Genomic DNA, 14,900 nt, shown 5'->3' on the forward strand with positions numbered 1-14,900 from the left:
AATGGCTACCTTTTCTGATGAGCGCTAGAACACTGTTTGATAAAGTTTGGGACTTACATACTGTTGGTATTTTGCCTTCCGGTCAGACTCAGCTATTTATTGGTTTACATTTAATTCACGAAGTTACCAGTCCTCAAGCGTTTGCGATGCTGCGGGAACGTGGACTGAAGGTGCTGTATCCCGATCGCACTGTTGCCACTGTCGATCACATTGTTCCTACAGAGAACCAATCGCGTCCGTTTGCTGATGTCTTAGCAGAAGAGATGATGCAAGCGTTGGAGAATAACTGTAAAGAGTACGGCGTAAGATTTTATAACATTGGGTCTGGCAGTCAAGGCATCGTTCATGTGATTGCGCCCGAACTGGGTTTAACTCAGCCAGGAATGACAATCGCCTGTGGGGATTCTCATACCTCAACTCATGGTGCATTTGGCGCGATCGCATTTGGCATTGGCACCTCTCAAGTCCGTGATGTCCTAGCCTCCCAAACCCTAGCGCTGTCTAAACTTAAGGTTCGTAAAATTGAAGTCAATGGCAAATTGCCCCCCGGTGTTTATGCCAAAGATGTAATTCTCCATATCATCCGCACCCTCGGTGTGAAAGGTGGCGTTGGCTACGCCTATGAATTTGCTGGTACTACCTTCGAGCAGATGAGTATGGAAGAGCGCATGACTGTCTGTAATATGTCCATCGAGGGTGGCGCTCGTTGTGGGTATGTGAACCCAGATGAGGTGACATATGAATACCTCAAGGGCAGAGATTTTGCTCCCAAAGACGCAGAGTGGGATAAAGCAGTTAGCTGGTGGAACAGCCTCCGCAGTGATGAGGATGCTGTTTATGATGATGTCGTCACCTTTGATGCGGCTGAAATTGCACCTACTGTCACTTGGGGAATTACGCCAGGGCAAGGGATTGCGGTTAATGAAGTGGTTCCTGTTGCCGATACCCTGCCAGAATCAGAAAAAGCGATCGCACAAGAAGCCTATCGCTACATGGACTTCACGCCAGGAACACCGATTCAAGGCACAAAAGTCAATGTCTGCTTTATCGGTAGCTGTACCAATGGACGCATCAGCGACTTACGAGAAGCTGCCAAATTTGCCAAAGGTAAGCACGTAGCCCAAGGAGTCAAGGCATTTGTTGTCCCTGGTTCAGAACGAGTGAAAAAGGAAGCGGAAGCAGAAGGACTAGACAAAATCTTTTTGGAAGCGGGGTTTGAGTGGCGAGAACCAGGATGCTCAATGTGTCTAGCGATGAATCCTGACAAACTTCAGGGTACTCAGTTGAGTGCTTCTTCTTCTAATCGTAATTTCAAAGGTCGTCAAGGTTCGTCTACAGGACGTACACTGCTGATGAGTCCGGCAATGGTGGTTGCTGCGGCGATTAAGGGTGAAGTTTCTGATGTTCGCGAGTTGATGCTACAGGAGTCAGTCTCATGAGTAGTGAAGTAAAAGTGATTGAAGGTCGGGGAATTCCTCTTGTAGGCAATGATATTGATACCGATCGCATTATTCCTGCCCGTTTTTTGCGCTGTGTCACCTTTGATGGTTTGGGGGAACAAGCGTTTGCCGACGATCGTGTGCAAGCGAAAGGGGAACATCCCTTTGATCAGCCACAGTATCAAGGAGCGAATATCTTAGTTGTTAACGGCAACTTTGGCTGTGGTTCCTCACGAGAACACGCGCCTCAAGCCTTGGCAAAATGGGGAATTCAAGCCGTTGTGGGAGAAAGCTTTGCTGAGATATTTTTTGGTAACTGTGTTGCGATCGGGATTCCTGGTGTAACGGCTGAACCTACGACAGTCAAGCAGTTACAGACAATCCTGCAAGAAAATCCCCAAGCTTCGATAACTGTGGATTTAGACGCAATGCAAGTCCATTGTGGAGACTTCCAAGCTTCTGTATCGATGGGTGAGGGTTCACGGCAGATGTTAACTACAGGCACCTGGGATACTTGTGTACAATTGCTTGCTCAAATTGACCCGATTCGAGCTACGGTGGCTAAATTGCCGTATGTAGATTGGGACAGTCGAGTTGTGGCAACATCGTTGTAGGTGGTAGGTGGTAGGTGGACAGAGCTATGCCTTGCTCTTCTTTGAATCTCCCCAAAACCCTAATCTTGCCAAGGAGAGCACCGTAGTTTTTCCCTTACAACCTACCACCTAACACCTAACACCTAACACCTAACACCTTAAAAATCTTCGAGTAGCCACTCTGAGGCACGTTCACCCAACTCAATTGGAATACTGACGGCTTTACCCAACCGTGGACGCTCACGAGTTTCCCGAATATAGTTTTGTACTTGTGTCGCGCCTCCCCAAGCGTGTAGGTAATTAGCGACTGTATTGAGATGCTCTAGGTACTCGGCTTCAGAGAGTGGGAAAGATACCTGTTCTAGGTATTTCCACATGACTTGAACGAAGATTTTCCCCTGAGTCCGTCGTATTTGAATGTCATAAGAGTATCCCCACTTGTTGAGCAGGAGTTGGCGCAAGTCCTGTCCTGTCATAACCCTCTTTGCCTAAGTTTTTGTTTACATTTCGTCACAAATACGACGCTTTTTAACTTTATGATACGGTGTAAAAGAATGTAATAATACCTATATCTGAAGCCGTAAATCCTTTGACTGAAAGGATTTTGGCAACCCTGTTGACGGTTAGATTACTCTACATTATGAGAGCAGGGTTTAAGAAGTTCTGGAAATATTTCCAGAGTTGTTAAAAAAAATATACCCTTAGGCGTTCAGTTATGGCTCAAGTTTCTGGCTCAGCAGATGTTCCTGATATGGGGCGTCGTCAATTTATGAACCTCTTGGCGTTTGGTACGATTACCGGAACAGCTCTGGGAGCGCTCTATCCAGTTATTAAGTTCTTCGTTCCGCCTTCAGCGGCTGGCAGTGGCGGGGGTGTCACGGCTAAAGATGCGTTAGGTAATGACATCGTTGTCAGTGACTTTCTAGCCAATCATGGTGCAGGCGATCGCACTCTCGCTCAAGGTCTCAAAGGTGACCCGACCTATGTTGTTGTTACCGAAGACCAATCCATTGGCAACTATGGTTTAAATGCTGTCTGCACCCACTTGGGATGCGTGGTGCCTTGGAATAGCAACGAGAATAAGTTCAAGTGTCCCTGTCATGGTTCTCAGTACGATAACACTGGTAAGGTGGTACGGGGACCAGCACCTCTGTCTTTGGCATTGGTTCACGCCACTGTCACCGAAGACGACAAGCTTTCCCTCACGCAGTGGACAGAAACTGATTTTCGCACTGGCGAAGACCCCTGGTGGGTTTAATTCAATTCGGACTTAGGGCATCGGGACTGGGGATTAAGGATTGGGGAAGAAGTCTTGAACAAAGCAGAGCAAGTATTGACGATATCCTTTTCCTTAACGCTCCAGCCTCGATGCTTTAATCCTTGTCTCTTCCATCCTTAATACCCAATCCCTCTTCGAGTTTTTTGCTTTAAAAGATGAGAACACCTTCTTTATCGGTGATGTACAACTTCCTCAACAAGCGGGTAATCACCAGAACCGTTGTGCTGGCTTTGGCAACCCTGGCATTATTCTTCGTTAGTGATATTACGCTTCCTCAGTCAGCTAGTGCATACCCCTTCTGGGCACAGGAAACCGCGCCAGAAACTCCCCGTGAACCGACGGGACGGATTGTTTGTGCCAACTGCCACTTGGCAGCGAAACCTACAGAAGTCGAAATTCCCCAGTCCGTTTTGCCAGATACGGTATTTGAGGCTGTGGTGAAGATTCCCTACGACCTAAACGCACAACAGGTTTTGGGTGATGGCTCCAAAGGCGGCTTAAATGTCGGTGCAGTGGTAATGTTACCAGAAGGCTTCAAGATTGCCCCTGAAGACCGAATTCCTGAGGAGATGAAGGAAAAGGTTGGCGGCGTTTACTTCCAACCTTACAAGGAAGACCAGGAAAACGTTATCATCGTTGGTCCACTACCCGGTGAACAGTACCAAGAAATTGTTTTCCCTGTCCTGTCTCCTGATCCAAACACTGATAAATCCGTTCGCTTTGGTAAGTATCCTGTTCATATTGGGGCTAACCGTGGACGTGGTCAGGTTTATCCTGCTGGTAACAAGAGCAATAACACCATCTACAATGCCTCGAAAGCGGGTCAAATTTCTCAGATTAGTAAGCTGGAAGATGGTGGCTATGAAGTCACGATTCAAACAGCAGACACTGGGACAGTTGTTGATGCAATTCCTGCTGGTTTGGAGTTGATTGTATCTGAAGGGCAGGACGTTACTGCTGGTGAAGCTCTGACGAATAATCCTAATGTTGGTGGATTTGGTCAAGCGGATGCTGAGGTTGTCTTACAAAGTCCAGCACGAATTAAGTGGTTAATGGTATTCATCGGCGGGATTATGCTGTCCCAAGTGTTCCTGGTGCTGAAGAAGAAACAAATTGAGAAAGTTCAAGCGGCTGAAATGAACTTCTAAGTTCTCTGCTAAATTACAAGTTGTAGGACAAGCTGAACGGCTTGTCCTTTTTTATTGAATTGTTCAATTTTTTGTCTAAATTAACGCGATCGCATTATTGCTTTTTTGGTTATCGGTTAGCTATCTCGAATTGCGGCTGCTGTTGCCAAGGTTTCTGCACCTTGTTGCATGGCTTCAATATTGGACTCTGACCAAGAACGAGTATCCTGGCAGTGATGAGCGACGAGTAACCCCCACAATCGACCCTGATTAAGGACTGGCACGACTAAGTTAGCGCGAACCTGCATGTCTCTTAAGAAGTCTCGGTGACAAGCTTGGATGGGTTCTGTTTCTATATCTGCGATCGCTCTTACTCGTCCGGCTTCGTACATGGCGGCGTATTCACTATTGAAACACTCATCGGGTCCGGTTGAGCCGAAGATAGAAAACTCGCTAGAACTCAAGGACTCGAATGTAACTCGTCCTTCCCATTCGCGGTAAAAGTAATACAAGACTACGCGATCGACCTGAAGAGAATTCCTTAATTTGTCGGTGGTTTCTTGGACTACTGTATCTCTTGCAAGAGTGGCAGCAAGGCGATTCGCAACTCTTAGCAAATTTTGATCGGACATCAGCTCTGTGGGGACTCCTAGAGTAGTTTGTTGAACTTCTCTGATCATATAGAGTAGCTTTTGCTGTTTGGCTGGCTTTTGGTACTTTCAGTTTTGTGAGTTGCTAAGAGTGGTTTGCCGTTGCTGCCAAATTTCTTGAAGTCTTGTAATTGCGTCTTGGGTGTAGCGGGTTGCTTCTTTGAGAATGGCTGTCCATAGGGTTGTGAGGGTTGGCAAGTTTTGGCAACCGCGAATTAGGGTACGACAAGCAGCAATCCACTGTTCTAATTTTCGGTAACTGATGAAATAGCCGCCTCTTCCTTCGAGATGCACCCAAAGCACATGTTGCCATTTTTGCCAGTTAATGATGCGCTTGGGGTTAATCTTTAGATGCTTTGCGATTTGCTTGAGGCTGATTACGAAGGTGTTTGGGTTAATGCGATCGCGTAGAGGCGGCATGGTTCTTTCAATCCCTGGATAAATCACTGGTGTTCAGTTACTGATGAACTGATGAGGCTTTAGTCTCTGGGAATGCTGTGACGCAAAACGCTCATTACTTCGCCTGAGATGGATGTGGGTTGCAGGGGACTCCAGGCGGTAACTTCGGCAAAACCGAGGCTGTAGAGGTGACGAATCGTGCTGTGGACTCCGTTGCGAGAACCGATGAGCATCACTTTGATGTGTTCTTTCTTTGGGCGTGGTGTGGGGAAGTCGGAGGAGGCAGGAGGAGTGGGGGCTTCGTTGGGGTCTGGGAGAGATTCTTGGGACATTTGTGTGTACCGATGAATGGATGATGTCTCTTATTAGAGACATCATCCATTCTACACCTAGTGTCATATATAAGAGACATTTACTTCGTCATCAGGTTTTGACAAAATCTGAGGCATGGGAAAAGCAGGGCAAGCCCTCAAGCAGGTGTTGGAAACCTATGACATTAGCCAAAATCGGCTAGCTGTGATGATGGGAACTCGGCGGGGGAACGTTCACCGCTGGGTTAATGAGATGGCAGATCCTTCGGCTGATGCCGTTCTTGAGATTCGGGACGGACTTGAGAAGATTAATTCAGATGCGGCGGAAGAATTTATCAGGTTGTATTTGAGTAAATCAACTCAGAATGATTAGTCCTAGATAATTCTCATGTCTGGACACAGGTTTTAAAAGCCAAGCTAGACTCTGAATTATAGTGATTTCCAAAAGCGGTAATCTTTTAGCACAAGAATTCGATCTAAATCATTTTCTACAGCTCTAAGCAGTATTTTGGAATTTTTGAGATGGAAAATTATAAAGCACCATGCCTACCATTCAATGTCTTCAGGAACATATAAAGTCTGGCAATTGTACTTATCCGGTATTCATAGGCTTTATTTCAGCCTCAGAAGTCTTGCAAATTGCAGAAGCACCTAGCTTTTCAAAAAAAACTACAAATCAGCAAATAGCCCAAAATATACTTACACCACCGATTAAAGATTGGCAACGCCCACTAAATGTAGAGCGAGTCCAAAATATAAAGCTGTTGTTTAACAACTCTGGGGAATTTATGCCAAACCCAGTTTTGCTGTGTCAGAACGGTACAACTTCTCAAACCAATATTGAAATACGCCAGCAGCAAACAACAAGCGGTGGAGTTCCTACAATGGTTTGGGATGTCATCATACCCATACCAAATACTGGTGATCCTATTCCTTTCTGGATTCTTGATGGTCAGCATAGAATCAATGGGTTAGCTGGCTCTCAACAATCAGGTAATCCGATTCCTGTTGTTTTGCTCCTGGAGCAAGGTCAACATGTATATAGCGGTCCAATAGTAGCTAAACTCTTTGCCCAAGTTACAACTTCTGCAACTAAGCTTGATGATTTACACAATGAGTGGTTAACTTTTGCCTTTGGACTAAAAAATTACGCCAATGGACCTAGAAGCCTTCAAGATAGGCAAGCAATGGAATGTGTTGCACTCCTTTGCCGCGACCCTATTATTCAACAAACAAGAGTAAGTAATCCATTTTGCAATCAGATTAAATTTAATGCAGAGAGTAATGTTGAGTTAACTCCAGGTGGTTTTGCATATAGTTGCATCGAACTTAAAGATCTTGTCAGTAAACATTATTATGGAGCCGCTTCTCCAATTAGTTTTTATCTAAATCCTCAAGATTTATCTCAACAGATTGGGCTAGCCTATTTAGCTCTTACTCAAGTTGTTCAGGCACCTCAAAACCAATCAGTTTTCTTCGGTTCGTCTGGTCCTAATCAATCGGGGCAGAGAATTATGCAAGATGCTTATCTGGTAGGAGTTTTCTCATATCTTTTGCATCACGGCATTCCAGCTTCTTGGGAAAACATTTTACGAACATTATCTTTTCATACAACTAATTGGAATTTTCAAAGTTGGGTTCGTTCATTGAATGGTTCGCATCAAACAATTTCTAAAAAACTTGCCTTTAGCGTCTTTGCTAAAGTTTTTCGTGAAAGTCAGCTACCGACAGCAGCAGGTAATCTAGCTGATTATCTTCGAGGTAATAATGCAACTGTAATGTTTGAGTTCTCACATTTGACTCCAGCAGGAAAGCCTGCAAAACAGGGAAGAGAAACTTTCACAGTTACAAGAGGAGCCACCCTGTCACAAATTATTCATCCTCGAAAACATATTAAGAAAGCAGCCATTAGTGAGAACATTGGTAATCTTGTTATTTCAGATATGAACAGTCCGCCAGGTCGAGTTGTGTTCTATCCAGAAATTATCAGGAGTGGGATGAAACTAGATTCAAATAAACACTTAAGTCCTCTTTCATTACTAATTACGATGGAACACTATGGCGGAGTTGAATTTACAGCCCAGCTAGAGATTAGCTGGTAAGTATTATGTTTGAGTACCGTATTCGCTGCACTCAAGAATACATAACATCTCTAGAACTTTCTCTTCAAAGTAGTTGGCTAAATCAATATGAGACGTACTGTAGAAGTAATCTCTCTCTACCTCATGCATTTGCTTTAATCCATCCTTGGCATTACTGTCAAGACTCTACACAGTTGAGAGTAAATGGAGTGCGTGGTAGTCGCAGTTTTCACAAAGAAGTTGGGATGAATAGCTTACTATGTGCTTCAGAACTAATTTGGGGATACAAGTGTTCTCGCAGCCTCGGCGAGGAAGTTCAGGCAGATCATCTCTTTCCATACTCACTAGGAGGTCAAACAGTTGCGTCAAATAAGGTATATCTTTGTTCTTTGCACAACCAAATGAAATCCAATGACATCCATATTTTTCCTTGGGAAAACGGCGAACCTGCTTGGTTATCTAATTGTTTAGAGATGATTGCACGGATTAAGCGGCTAACTTGAGCGATCTCCAAGCCAGCTATTGAAAATTACAATTAATCTGACCTCAACTTGTTACATCTTGCAATATTAGAATTTTTGTAATTTGTTGTATGTTAAATAGAGCATACAAAAAATTGATTTTACTGTCAAGTATGTTAATGTTTGTTTGATAAGACATAAACTTTGATAAGACATAAACTTTGAGGAGTGCCCTAGTGACAAACCTTAGGCAATTCCAAGTAAATGGTTCCTGTCAAAAGGAAGTACAAGTTTTTTTGGACACCGTTAAAGCTATACAACCGACTGTTGAGTGGGGATGGAATACCCTTGAGCCAGGATGCGAAAACAATCCTGAGGAAGTTCAAGGGTTTGGGTATACCAATCTTCCTCGTAAGCATCTAAGTCGTCTTGCCGATTTTTTAGAGTTGCAACTAGTGTATGTAAGCGAAAATCTACAACCTGAAACAGTTAGAACACTTCAGCTTATAGAACGAAAGTGAGGATGAAAATTTATGGTACTTCCTTTTCACCATACTTTTCCAGCTATTAGGGGCATCCAAGCAGGGCGTGAATACTACATATCTATGTGTCCCGTCCGGCTGATTCCCAAGCTGTTCTCCTTTGACGATGAAGAAATTCCGGCTGAAATGAGGGCACAGCGAACACTGAATCGGGTAAGAATACCAGAAATCGCTCAGTATATCCTGGATAACCCAAGCAGTTACATTTTCTCAGCCATCACAGTTTCAATCAACGCTGAGATTAAGTTTGAACCAATCAGCTCAGAAGATATTGGAATGTTAAAGATTCCAATGGATGCCAGGTTTGTCATAAATGACGGACAACATCGACGTGCAGCATTTGAGATGGCTCTGAAGGAAAACCCCGAAGTTGGGGATGAAACGATTTCGGTCGTCTTCTTCCTGGACGTGGGACTGAAGCGATCGCAGCAGATGTTCACCGATCTCAATCGCTATGCTGCTCGTCCCGATCCATCGCTCAATATCCTCTACGATCACCGCGATCGCAAAGCAGTTCTATCCAAGACGGTGATGAAAGCGGTAAAAATCTTTAACAAGCTGACGGACACCGAGCGAAGTAGCCTACCACCACGCTCCAGCAAATTATTTACCTTAAGCGGTATCTATACCGCAACTAATCTACTTCTTGCTAATTATAAGGATGTTGATTTTGACAAACAAAGCAGTTTAGCATCACAATACTGGAACGCTGTAGCTGCTCAAATGTCTGATTGGCAAGATGTTTTACATAAAAAGGTGTCTGCTGGTGAATTACGCCGAGATTATGTCCACAGCCATGCGGTAACACTGGTTGGGTTGGGTGGCGCTGGCGCTGCTTTGCTTTCTCTCTACCCCGATGATTGGGCAAATCGGCTCAAACCTCTACAGACCATAAACTGGGAACGCTCTAATCCCGCCTGGGACGGATCGATCATTGTTGGTGGTAGCGTCCACAACAACCGAACTTCCAGAAGTTTTATGATTAGTTACCTCAAAAAGGCTCTAGGCTTACCCTCGGAGGATATCTGAAAAGTATTCAAAGCTATTTGATTTCTTCTAGCATCCCGATTACATTTCCCCGCCCCCTAAATCCCCCAATTCTGGGGGACTTTGAGTTCTGCTTCCCCCAAAGTTGGGGGGTTAGGAGGGCGAAATTATAAAGGCTGCATAAGTCCTATCCATATCGTCTATCCCACTGTACTGATGGAAAAAGACTCTTATAGAATTCGCGGCACTACAAAGCCAATTGAGCAATCTGCTCGTCGCTTGCGTCAACAGCTAACTCCCGCAGAAGCTCACTTGTGGAGTGCGTTGAGCCGTCGTCAACTGGCAGGACTCAAGTTTCGCTCTCAACATCCAGTGGGACGTTTTATTGTTGACTTTTATTGTCCAGCCTGCAAGTTGGTTATTGAAGTCGATGGAGACATTCATGCTCAGCAAAAAGACTATGACAGTGTTCGGACAGAGCAGCTTCAGGCTTTTGGCTATCAAGTACTGAGGTTTACAAACGAAGATGTTTTGAGCGATCTGCAAACCGTTCTAGCGCACATTGTCAAAGTAGCAGAAGCTCAGTTCCCCCCAGAATTGGGGGGCTAGGGGGGCTAAATCCTCGTCTGAAGAAGAAAAGTTGTTAGGAAGTATTCACCAATGAACGTCATTCAAGAAGCTGACAATCCAAGTTCAGCCCAACCCGTTTTGGCAGAGTCTGTTAGACAAGATGTTAAGTGGCTAACGGCTGAAATTCAAGGACTGTACTGTTTAGATGAAGTTCCTTGGGTTGTTGGTTATTCCGGTGGCAAGGATAGCACTGCTGCGCTTCAACTTGTTTGGAATGCCATTGCTGCATTACCCAAAAAAGAGCGAACTAAACCAATTCATATTATTTCGACGGATACATTAGTTGAAAATCCCATCATTTCTGCTTGGGTACGCCAGTCTTTGGAACGAATGGAAACATCAGCTCAGGCTAAGAATTTACCGTTTCAACCCCATCCGCTAAAACCTTCGCTAGAAGATACTTTTTGGGTTAACTTGCTGGGTAAAGGGTATCCGGCTCCTCGTAATAAATTTAGATGGTGTACGGCACGTCTCAAAATTAATCCTGCTAACCGCTTTGTCCGAGACATTGTTCGTGAAAGTGGTGAAACTATCTTAATTCTTGGCACTCGCAAAGCCGAAAGCCAAAAGCGAGCTTCCACAATGGCAAAACACGCACAGGGCCGAATACGCGATCGCCTGAGTCCTAATGCCAGTTTGCCTAATTCTCTAATCTACACACCGATTGAAGACTGGAGTAACGATCAGGTTTGGCTGTATTTAATGCAATGGGAAAATCCTTGGGGATATAGCAACAAAGAGCTATTCCAAATTTACCGTGGAGCTTCTGCCGATAACGAATGTCCTTTAGTCATTGATACTTCAACCCCCAGTTGCGGCAGTTCTAGATTCGGTTGTTGGGTTTGTACATTGGTTGATCGTGACAAATCAATGGAAGCAATGCTTCTCAACGATGAATCTAAAGAATGGATGCAAGCTCTCTTAGATTTTCGAGATGAATTAGATTTTCATACTAATGAGAAGCTAGAACAGGAGCGGCAAAATCGAGATTTTCGCCGTATCACTGGAAATGTTCAACTCTTTGAGCGCAATGTAGAAGGCTCAAAAGAAAAAGAAGTAACGAATGTTCCTGGGCCTTATATCAAAGCCTATCGAGATGAGCTGTTGATAAAACTTCTGAAAACTCAACAGGAAGTCCGTCAAAAAGCTCCACCAGAAATGCAAGATATCGAACTGATTTCCCTCGATGAACTCAGTGAAATTCGACGGATTTGGCTAGAAGAAAAACACGAATTTGACGATTCTCTCCCCCGCATCTACCACGAAGTCACTGGCGAAATCTTCCTCGATCCACGTCTCAATGCAGGCAATGCTTACCTAGGTGTTGATGAATGGAGCATCCTTGCAGAACTGTGCGAGGACTCCATGCACCTCGAACTCATGAATCGGCTTCTCGACACCGAACGCCAGTTCCAAACCATGTCCCGCCGCGTTGGACTCTACGAAAAACTAGATAAATGCTGCGAAATCAATTTTGACTCCAAAGACGAAGCCCTAGAAAATGCCCATCGCACTCGCACCCTCAAACAAGCTGCAACCCAAGGCGATATTGATACTGTCAGACAACTGACAACAGACAAAGCCAACCCATCCAATCCAACTAATGCGATAGCTTGCGCTGCTGCAAAGCAGATCGCTCAACCCAACTCCTGGGCAGAAGCGAAATTCAGCAAAGCTCCCTCCTCATCGCCCCTTGCAGCCGAATCCACAGCAAGCTACAGCCTTAAAGATACTCCCACTCCTCAGCCCGAAACAGAGAAAGACTACAAACCCCAAGGGATTCCCCACATCATCCTCACTGAACTGGTTTTGCAGAATTTCGGTCCCTATCAAGGTCAACACACCATCGACCTCACTTCCCCCAACAACAACCAGCCAATCATCCTATTCGGAGGCATGAACGGTGGCGGCAAAACCACCCTCATGGATGCCATCCGTTTAGCACTCTACGGACAACGCGCTCTATGCTCCACCCGTGGCAAGCTATCCTACAGCGACTTCCTCAAAGAATGCGTCAACCGCCAAACCGACGACGAACCTACAACCATTGAACTTACCTTCCAGCAAACCCTCAACAACGCACCCCAACCTACCCAATTTCGAATCCATCGCACCTGGAACCGACAACCCAAAAACGGACGCGACACACTGAACATCCTTAAAGATGGCTCTCCCGATGCCGCCCTCACCAATGCCTGGGATGAACGAATTGAAGACCTGCTACCCCTCGGCATCTCCAATTTATTTCTGTTTGACGGAGAACAAGTCAAAGAACTCGCAGAACAAGACGAACTACCACCCATCGTAGTTACTGCTATGCGATCGCTCCTCGGTTTAGAACTACCCGATCGCCTCTCCACCGATCTAGACGTACTCATTGCCCGCAAACGCAAAGCAAGCGCTAAACGTCAGGACTTAAAAAAACTCGAAGAAATTGAACATCGCTTAGAGTCCCTTACCCAAGAAAAGCGGACAGCCAAGCAAAAATTAGCTGCCATTCAACCTCGACTAGAAGCCGCACAAAACAAGCTAAACCAAGCAGAAGAAGCTTTTCTGACCCAAGGAGGCAAGATTGCCGCCGAACAAACCAACCTAGAAACCAAGGTTCAACGCCTACAAGAAGAGGTAGAAAGCGATCGCCAAGCCCTGCGCGATTTAGCTGCCGGAATCCTGCCACTGGCGATGATTCAACCACTGCTGCAACAAGCTCAATTCCAAGCCCAACAGGAAGTACAACACCAACAACAAGAAGCTGCCCGCGACCAGATACAAACTCACGACCAACGCCTCCTAGACTTCCTACCCGCGCTCAAACTCAAAGCCAGCCAACTCAAACAGATTCAAGCCTTTCTAGCGGCTGAGCAACAAGCCCTGACCCAAACTCAAATCGATGCTTGGTTAGGTGCCAGTGCCAATCACGTCCATCAACTTGCCAGTTTATTGGAGCATGGATTACCCAGCCAGTACTTTTCCGACCTAACCCCCCTAACCTCCTCACTAAAGCTCCGGCTTCCCTACGATAGCGAAGCGGCACGAAGTGCGGGAAGGGGGGAACTGAACTCCCCTCTCCTTGCAGGAGAGGGGCAGGGGGAGAGGTCAACCGAGAAGTCTTGGTTACCCAACCCGATCCAGCAAGCCCAAGAACGAATCCAGCACTTGCAAGATTCTCAAACTGAAATAGATGCCACAGAACGCTATCTAGCCACAGCCGCAGCCCCCGAAGTTTACGAAAAACTCAAACATCAGTTCCAAAAAGCACAAACTGAAGTCATTCACCTCTCAACCGACCACGAACAGGCTCATCGAGAGTTGGAGGAAATCAAAAAAGCGATCGCCCGTGTCAAGCAAGAACTTGTAGACTACAGCACTGTTGCGATCGAGCAACAGACAACCGAACACACCCTCAAAGCCGCAGCCAAGGCTCAAGAAACGTTAAAAGAGTTCAAAAAACGCCTCAAACTCCGCAAACTCAACCAACTAGAAACCCTAGTAACCGAGTGCTTCCTCTACCTGCTCCACAAATCCAATCTGGTGCATCGCATCCAAATTGATACCGAAACATTCTGTCTATCCCTATTTGATTACGAAGGACAACCCGTTCCCAAACATCGCCTCTCGGCAGGAGAAAAGCAACTGCTAGCAATCTCCCTCCTGTGGGGACTCGCCCGTGCATCCGGTCGGCAACTCCCCGTAGCGATCGATACACCACTCGGTCGCCTCGACTCCACCCACCGCAACAACCTAGTTGATCGCTACTTTCCGCAAGCTAGCCATCAAGTCATCCTGCTTTCCACCGACACCGAAATCCGAGAAGAAGAAGTAAAACGGTTAAGGGATAATAATGCGATCGCTCATGAATATCTTTTGCAGTACGATGCAGACAAGCATCACACCCAAGTCAAACTCGGCTATTTCTGGTAAACAAAATGGAACTACTTGTAATATCAATTCCCTAAATGCTTGCTACAGAGACTTTTCTTGTTCCCCCCTTATTAAGCTATGCATTAATCGCATCTTTCTTAACAGTTGGGGAGTTGACAACGGGAAGAGAAGAGTGAGAGAGTTGCCAAGTGACAGCAATGTCATGCAAACGTCGCCGACCGCGCCAAAGGGTCTTCACCCCAGGCTCTCCATCACGCTTGCGCCCTAAGAAACCTCCAAGTTGAGCGAGCCAACGCACGCAAGTGTGCAGAGTTGGAGGGGTGGTGGTGGGGATTGAGGTTTTGTGAATCCGACAGTAGAGAGCCTGCCACTCGTGAGTTTCTAGTACAGTGTCTGCGGGTTGTTCAGGGAAGGCACGGGCTTGGTAGGTAATCCACAACAAGCGCCAAGCAACAATCGCATAGGTAGGGCTTGCTGCACAAAGCCGAAACCCTTAGCCATCAATAGTTTAAGCGGGAT

The 14,900-nt window shown here is 45.8% G+C and carries 17 protein-coding genes; 11 read left to right on the forward strand and 6 right to left on the reverse strand.

From position 1 onward, the window contains the following. The first annotated feature begins 17 nt into the window (after positions 1-17). Both leuC and leuD read left to right on the forward strand, forming a co-directional pair. The gene (gene leuC, locus AC5JL3_RS13545) at positions 18-1,439 is read left to right on the forward strand and encodes a 3-isopropylmalate dehydratase large subunit (protein WP_496074972.1); all 1,422 of its coding nucleotides are present in this window, start codon (positions 18-20) and stop codon (positions 1,437-1,439) included. Then, on the forward strand, positions 1,436-2,053 hold the full coding sequence (gene leuD, locus AC5JL3_RS13550; protein ID WP_496074973.1) for a 3-isopropylmalate dehydratase small subunit: 618 nt from the start codon (positions 1,436-1,438) through the stop codon (positions 2,051-2,053). The genes leuC and leuD overlap by 4 nt, the downstream gene beginning before the upstream one ends. 137 nt (positions 2,054-2,190) lie before the next feature. Here leuD and AC5JL3_RS13555 read toward each other — a convergent pair whose 3' ends face one another. Next, positions 2,191-2,508 carry a DUF3067 family protein gene (locus AC5JL3_RS13555; protein ID WP_496074974.1) on the reverse strand — a complete coding sequence of 106 codons (318 nt, stop codon included), beginning with the start codon at positions 2,506-2,508 and terminating at the stop codon, positions 2,191-2,193. Positions 2,509-2,747: 239 nt separating this feature from the next. On the opposite strand from AC5JL3_RS13555, the gene petC reads away from it, so the two are divergent. Continuing rightward, complete coding sequence (gene petC, locus AC5JL3_RS13560) at positions 2,748-3,290, forward strand: cytochrome b6-f complex iron-sulfur subunit (RefSeq protein WP_496074975.1); 543 nt, start codon at positions 2,748-2,750, stop codon at positions 3,288-3,290. A gap of 176 nt (positions 3,291-3,466) precedes the next feature. Beyond that, on the forward strand, positions 3,467-4,459 hold the full coding sequence (gene petA, locus AC5JL3_RS13565) for a cytochrome f (protein WP_496074976.1): 993 nt from the start codon (positions 3,467-3,469) through the stop codon (positions 4,457-4,459). 116 nt (positions 4,460-4,575) lie between these two features. On the opposite strand, the gene AC5JL3_RS13570 is transcribed toward petA, so the two are convergent. The 3 genes from AC5JL3_RS13570 to AC5JL3_RS13580 all read right to left on the reverse strand — a co-directional run bounded on the left by AC5JL3_RS13570 (position 4,576) and on the right by AC5JL3_RS13580 (position 5,819). After that, positions 4,576-5,070 (reverse strand): GAF domain-containing protein, encoded by a 495-nt coding sequence (locus AC5JL3_RS13570; protein WP_496074977.1) that lies wholly within the window; start codon positions 5,068-5,070, stop codon positions 4,576-4,578. 87 nt (positions 5,071-5,157) lie between these two features. Further along, positions 5,158-5,535 carry a hypothetical protein gene (locus AC5JL3_RS13575; RefSeq protein WP_496074978.1) on the reverse strand — a complete coding sequence of 126 codons (378 nt, stop codon included), beginning with the start codon at positions 5,533-5,535 and terminating at the stop codon, positions 5,158-5,160. 32 nt (positions 5,536-5,567) lie between these two features. Further along, positions 5,568-5,819, reverse strand: coding sequence for a peptide ABC transporter substrate-binding protein (locus AC5JL3_RS13580; RefSeq protein ID WP_496074979.1), 252 nt, complete (start codon positions 5,817-5,819; stop codon positions 5,568-5,570). 115 nt (positions 5,820-5,934) lie between these two features. On the opposite strand from AC5JL3_RS13580, the gene AC5JL3_RS13585 reads away from it, so the two are divergent. Continuing rightward, positions 5,935-6,171 (forward strand): helix-turn-helix domain-containing protein, encoded by a 237-nt coding sequence (locus tag AC5JL3_RS13585; RefSeq protein ID WP_496074980.1) that lies wholly within the window; start codon positions 5,935-5,937, stop codon positions 6,169-6,171. A 169-nt stretch (positions 6,172-6,340) separates the two neighbouring features. After that, positions 6,341-7,900 (forward strand): ParB N-terminal domain-containing protein, encoded by a 1,560-nt coding sequence (locus AC5JL3_RS13590; protein ID WP_496074981.1) that lies wholly within the window; start codon positions 6,341-6,343, stop codon positions 7,898-7,900. A gap of 3 nt (positions 7,901-7,903) precedes the next feature. On the opposite strand, the gene AC5JL3_RS13595 is transcribed toward AC5JL3_RS13590, so the two are convergent. After that, positions 7,904-8,029, reverse strand: a complete 126-nt coding sequence (locus AC5JL3_RS13595; RefSeq protein WP_496074991.1) for a hypothetical protein — start codon at positions 8,027-8,029, stop codon at positions 7,904-7,906. A 95-nt stretch (positions 8,030-8,124) separates the two neighbouring features. Here AC5JL3_RS13595 and AC5JL3_RS13600 point away from each other — a divergent pair, with 95 nt between their 5' ends. The 5 genes from AC5JL3_RS13600 (at position 8,125) to dndC (ending at position 14,420) form a co-directional block, all read left to right on the forward strand. Beyond that, positions 8,125-8,382: an HNH endonuclease domain-containing protein gene (locus AC5JL3_RS13600; RefSeq protein WP_496074989.1), complete on the forward strand. Its 258-nt coding sequence runs from the start codon at positions 8,125-8,127 to the stop codon at positions 8,380-8,382. Between the two features lie 194 nt (positions 8,383-8,576). After that, the gene (locus tag AC5JL3_RS13605) at positions 8,577-8,861 is read left to right on the forward strand and encodes a hypothetical protein (protein WP_496074982.1); all 285 of its coding nucleotides are present in this window, start codon (positions 8,577-8,579) and stop codon (positions 8,859-8,861) included. Between the two features lie 12 nt (positions 8,862-8,873). After that, positions 8,874-9,911 carry a DNA sulfur modification protein DndB gene (gene dndB / locus AC5JL3_RS13610; RefSeq protein WP_496074983.1) on the forward strand — a complete coding sequence of 346 codons (1,038 nt, stop codon included), beginning with the start codon at positions 8,874-8,876 and terminating at the stop codon, positions 9,909-9,911. Positions 9,912-10,085: 174 nt separating this feature from the next. Then, on the forward strand, positions 10,086-10,478 hold the full coding sequence (locus AC5JL3_RS13615; protein WP_496074984.1) for an endonuclease domain-containing protein: 393 nt from the start codon (positions 10,086-10,088) through the stop codon (positions 10,476-10,478). Between the two features lie 51 nt (positions 10,479-10,529). Further along, complete coding sequence (gene dndC / locus AC5JL3_RS13620) at positions 10,530-14,420, forward strand: DNA phosphorothioation system sulfurtransferase DndC (RefSeq protein WP_496074985.1); 3,891 nt, start codon at positions 10,530-10,532, stop codon at positions 14,418-14,420. Between the two features lie 76 nt (positions 14,421-14,496). On the opposite strand, the gene AC5JL3_RS13625 is transcribed toward dndC, so the two are convergent. Then, entirely contained in the window at positions 14,497-14,838 is a 342-nt protein-coding gene (locus AC5JL3_RS13625; protein ID WP_496074990.1) for an IS4 family transposase, read from the reverse strand. Positions 14,839-14,900 lie beyond the last annotated feature (62 nt).

The organism is Symplocastrum torsivum (assembly GCF_059505465.1).